The sequence below is a fragment of the Actinosynnema sp. genome (assembly GCF_052038725.1).
Window position 1 is genome coordinate 1 of the sequence record NZ_JBQGCX010000725.1, and the last position, 4,640, is coordinate 4,640.

Annotated in this window: 6 protein-coding genes; 4 read left to right on the top strand and 2 right to left on the bottom strand. The window is 73.2% G+C overall.

What is annotated here, in order from left to right:
* Window positions 1-662: alpha/beta fold hydrolase (locus tag ACTUAL_RS15040; protein WP_440900684.1), on the bottom strand; the 662-nt coding region annotated here is incomplete at its 3' end.
* A 68-nt stretch (window positions 663-730) separates the two neighbouring features.
* Between ACTUAL_RS15040 and ACTUAL_RS15045 the strand changes: the two genes are divergently transcribed.
* From ACTUAL_RS15045 to ACTUAL_RS15055, 3 genes are all read left to right on the top strand, one after another.
* Entirely contained in the window at window positions 731-1,765 is a 1,035-nt protein-coding gene (locus ACTUAL_RS15045) for a M48 family metalloprotease (RefSeq protein WP_096496553.1), read from the top strand.
* Between the two features lie 201 nt (window positions 1,766-1,966).
* Window positions 1,967-2,674, top strand: coding sequence for a S1 family peptidase (locus ACTUAL_RS15050; RefSeq protein ID WP_440900685.1), 708 nt, complete (start codon window positions 1,967-1,969; stop codon window positions 2,672-2,674).
* Between the two features lie 95 nt (window positions 2,675-2,769).
* Window positions 2,770-3,501: a serine protease gene (locus tag ACTUAL_RS15055; RefSeq protein WP_440900686.1), complete on the top strand. Its 732-nt coding sequence runs from the start codon at window positions 2,770-2,772 to the stop codon at window positions 3,499-3,501.
* Between the two features lie 19 nt (window positions 3,502-3,520).
* Here the strand turns inward: ACTUAL_RS15055 and ACTUAL_RS15060 are convergent, their stop codons facing one another.
* Window positions 3,521-4,135 (bottom strand): LysE family translocator, encoded by a 615-nt coding sequence (locus ACTUAL_RS15060; RefSeq protein WP_096496551.1) that lies wholly within the window; start codon window positions 4,133-4,135, stop codon window positions 3,521-3,523.
* Window positions 4,136-4,302: 167 nt separating this feature from the next.
* Between ACTUAL_RS15060 and ACTUAL_RS15065 the strand changes: the two genes are divergently transcribed.
* On the top strand, window positions 4,303-4,640 hold a 338-nt coding region (locus ACTUAL_RS15065; RefSeq protein ID WP_440900687.1), incomplete at its 3' end, for a trypsin-like serine protease.

A 4,640-nucleotide genomic window follows, 5' to 3' on the forward strand; every position in this document is an offset into this window, starting at 1 on the left:
TGCCCGACCCGCACCGCCCGCAACCACCCGGCCGTGACCGGGAACGCCTCGATCGGCTTCCACGCGGTGTCGAACTCCCACTCGCCGTGGTGGTCCCGGTGGATGCTCTGCCCGTACACCGGCCCCAGGCCCGGCTTGAGCACCAGCTTCGGCGCGAGGCGCCCCACCCCGCGCACCACGGCCGTGCCGACCGTGCGCACCACCCACGGCTCGGCCAGGTCCAGCCACGGGCTGTTGAGCACCAGCGCGTCCAGCGCGCCGTCCAGGCGCCGCTCGTGCGCCCACAGGCTGGTGGTCAGCCCGCCCGTGGAGTGCCCGACCACCACCAGCCCCCGGTGCCCGTCCTCCTCGCGCACCACCCGCACGGCGGCGTCGAGCTCCTCGAAGTGCGTCGACAGGTCCTCGACGTGGTTCGCCACCTCGCCCGGCCTCAGCGACCGCCCGTAGGCGCGCAGGTCCAGCGCGTAGAAGTCGTACCCGAGCGCCGCGAAGTGCTCGGCCACGTGCCGCTGGAAGAAGTAGTCCGCGAACCCGTGCACGTACAGCACGGCCCCGCGCTCGGCCGCCCCGTCGGCGCGCCTGCGCACCAGCGCCGCGCTCGCCTCCGAGCCCAGCGGCAGCGTCCTGACCTCGAACCCGTCGCCCAGCACATCCGGTTCCACCCCGTCAGTGTGCCCGTGATTCCCCCGAACGGGGAGTAGGGGGAGGTGGGGCGTGGCACGCTGGGAGGATGAGCGAAGAGATCGAGCGGTCGACCTCCAGGGTTCGGTTCCCCGGCATCAGCCCCCGTGCCTACGAGCACCCGGTCGACCGGGGCGCGCTGGCGGTCCTGCGCGCGGTCCCCGGCATCGGTCCGGTCCTCAAGTCCGTCGCGGGCGCCTTCACCGAGCGCGGCGAGCGCCTCGGCTACCTGGCGACCTCCATCCGGGTGGGCCCGAAGCAGTACCCGGCCCTCGACCGGCTGCGGAACGAGACCGCGGCCACGCTCGACCTCGACCCGGTCCCCGAGCTGTTCATCACCCGCAACCCGCAGCCGAACGCGATGGCCCTGGGCATCGACAAGCCGTTCATCGTGCTCACCACCGGCCTGGTCGACCTGCTCGACCACGACGGCCTGCGCTTCGCCATCGGCCACGAGATGGGCCACGTGCTCTCCGGCCACGCGCTCTACCAGACGATCCTCATGCGGCTGATGCAGCTCCAGCACAGCCTCGGCTGGATGCCCGCGGGCTACTGGGCGGTCCGCGCCGTCATCGCCGCCCTGCACGAGTGGTACCGCAAGACCGAGCTGAGCTGCGACCGCGCGGGCCTGCTGTGCGCCCAGGACCCGGCCGCCGCGCTGCGCGTGCACGTCGCCCTCGCGGGCGGCATGGACCTCACCCAGGTCGACACCGCCGAGTTCCTCAAGCAGGCCAAGGAGTACGAGCAGGTCGAGGACGTGCGCGACAGCGTCCTCAAGCTGATCCGCACCTGGCCGCTGACCCACCCGATGGCCGTGGTGCGCGCCGCCGAGCTCCAGCGCTGGGCCGCGAGCGAGGAGTACCGGGCCATCCTGTCGGGCGACTACCGGCGCCGCGAGGACGACCACGCGTCCAGCACGTTCACCGAGGACCTCAAGGAGGCGGCCCGCTCCTACAAGTCCGACGCCGCCGAGTCCGAGGACCCGCTGATGAAGGTCGTCAACGACCTCGGCGGGGTCGTGGCGGACGCGGCGGGCAAGGTCAGGGGGCGCTTCTCCGGCTTCGGTTCACCCTCCGGGAACTGATCGACAGCACGCGGCGCGACCCGGCGGGCCCGCCGCTGCGACAGCCGGGTCGCGCGGCTGGGCCGACCAGGTCGTGTGCTCCTTTCGGCGCATCGACCTGCTCTTTCAGGGCTAACCTCCTCGCGGGTGCTCGGACTCGGGCGCTCCCCACTAGGCGTAGGAGGGGCGATGAGGCTTGCCGTTTTTCTCAGCGTTCTCGCGGTGCTGTGCGGAGGGGGCGTCGCGACCGCGGCGGAACCGAGAGTCGTCGGCGGGACGCGCGCGTCCATCGCCGAGCACCCGTGGGTGGTGTTCCTGGCGGGCACGACCGGGAGCCAGTTCTGCGGCGGCACGCTCGTCGCGCCGACCAAGGTGGTCACCGCCGCGCACTGCGTCGCGGGCACCGCCCCGGAGCGGCTCGTCGTCGTCGCGGGGCGCGAGGACAAGCGCACCCAGGCGGGTGAGACGCTGCGGGTGGCCCGGATCTGGAAGCACCCGTTCTACTCGTCGGCCGAGCAGGGCAGCGACGTCGCCGTGCTCACCCTGGTCAGGCCGGTCGCGAACCGGGTGCTGCCGCTCGCGTCCGCCGACCCGGCTCCGGGGACGGTGGCGAAGGTCCTCGGCTGGGGCCGCACCGCCGAGATCGGCGCCGCCTCCCAGGTGCTGCTGGGCGCGAACGTGCCGGTCATGTCCGACCAGGAGTGCGCCGCCGACTACAGCCGGTTCGACCCGGCGGCCATGGTCTGCGCGGGCTACCCGCGCGGGGGCATCGACACCTGCCAGGGCGACTCCGGCGGCCCGCTGGTCGCGAACGGCGCGCTGGTCGGCGTCACCTCGTGGGGCGAGGGCTGCGCGCGGCCCGGCCAGCCCGGCGTGTACTCGCGGATCACCGCCTACCGGGCGCTGATCGACCAGCAGCTCAAGGGCTGAGCGCCGCGCCGGCCGACCACACCCGATCACCCGACCGTGTGCCCGAGTTGTGCGGTCGCGGCGGCCGGGTTTGGTTGGCCGGTATGCGGACTCTGATGCGCGTGGCGATGGCGCTGGCACTGCTGCTCACCGGCGTGGCGGTGGCGCCGCCCGCCGGGGCCGACCCGAGGATCGTCGGCGGCGTGGTCGTGGACGCCCCGAACCCCTACCCGTGGGTGGTGGCGCTGGTCGACCCCGACGGCAGGCAGTTCTGCGGCGGCGCGATCATCAGCCGGTACCAGGTGATGACCGCCGCGCACTGCGTCAGCGGGCTGACCGGCGGCGACGTGCTGGTGGTGGCGGGCAGGCTGGACGTGACCAAGCCCGGTGGCACGATCCACCCGGTGTCCGGGGTGTACGTCCACCCCGCCTACCGCTCGGCGACCACCGGCGCGGACATCGCCTACCTGCTGACGTCCACGCCGATGCCGTACGAGGCGATCGCGCTCGCCAAGCCGTCCGAGACGGGGCTGTACCGGGCGGGCATCACCGGCACCGCGTTCGGCTGGGGCCGCACCTCGGAGAGCGGGACCACCTCGCCGGTGCTGCGGAAGGTGTCCGTGCCGCTCCAGACCAACGAGGTGTGCTCCGCCGCCTACCCCGGCCACTACCAGTCGTCGTCGATGTTCTGCGCCGGGCTGCCGAACGGCGGCAAGGACGCCTGCCAGGGCGACTCGGGCGGGCCGTTCGTCATCGCGGGCAGGCTCGCCGGGCTGGTGTCCTGGGGCGTCGGCTGCGCCCGGCCCGAGTACCCCGGCGTGTACACCCGCGTGGGCGCCTACACCTGACGGTCGCGGCGCGGCCCGGTCAGAGGACCAGGCCGACCGACATGGTGGCGAAGACCGCCGCGCACACCACGTCCAGCGCGGTGGTCACGCCCGGCTTGCGCAGCCGCCCGCCGACCGCCGACGCGGCCAGCACGATCGTGCCCTCCCACGCGGCGGCCAGCGCCAGGAACACCGCCGCGAGCATCGCGAGCTGCGGGGTGGGGTCGCCGGAGCCGATGAACTGCGGCAGGAACGCCAGGGAGAACAGCAGCATCTTCGGGTTGGTGATGTTGGTCAGGAAGCCGCGCCGGAACGGCCGGTCCGCGACGACCTCGCCCTCCTCGGGCGCCCGGCCCCGGTTGCGCACCAGGTCGCGGGTGATCGACAGCGCCAGGTACAGCAGGTAGGCCGCGCCGATCCAGCGCAGCGCGGTCAGCGCGGGCGGGAAGCCTGCGATCACCACGCCGAGGCCCGAGATCACGACCGCGACCTGGATGGCGGCGGCGGTGTGGATGCCCGCCAGGGCCAGCAGGCCGGCGCGGGTGCCCGAGCGCATCGAGGTGCGCAGCAGGAGGAAGGAGTCCACGCCGGGGGTGAGCACCACGACCGCGCAGGCGATCAGGAACGCGGGCAGCGTGGTCAGGTCGAACTGCAACGGAAGTACCCCCCTATGGTCCGGACAGACAGCGGTGACGCAGGACACAGACCGTGGATTTTTCGGAACTACGGCATCTTAACAGGAAAATATCCTGACTTGATGTGATCTTTGTGGTGCGGCTACGGTGAGTCGCCACTCGGCTACCCGTCGTAAAGAGGTGCTCTATGCGCATCAGCTCCCGCTTAGTCGCCGCCCTCGCCCTGGTCGCGGTCCAGCTCGCCTCCCAGCTCGTCGCCGCGCCCGCCGCGCTCGCCGTCGTCGGCGGCTCCGTCGCCGGGCGCGCGCCCTGGGTGGCCGCCCTGCTCGACGCGCGCGGCTCCCACTTCTGCGGCGGCGCCCTCATCGCCCCCGACCGGGTCGTGACCGCCGCCCACTGCACCCAGGAGCGCGGCCTGCTCGGCCCCCGCGACCGCGCGCCCCGGCAGCTCACCGTCGTGCTCGACCGGCACGACCTGCGCACGAGAGGCGGGGTGCGGGTCGGCGTCTCCGGGATCTGGCGGCA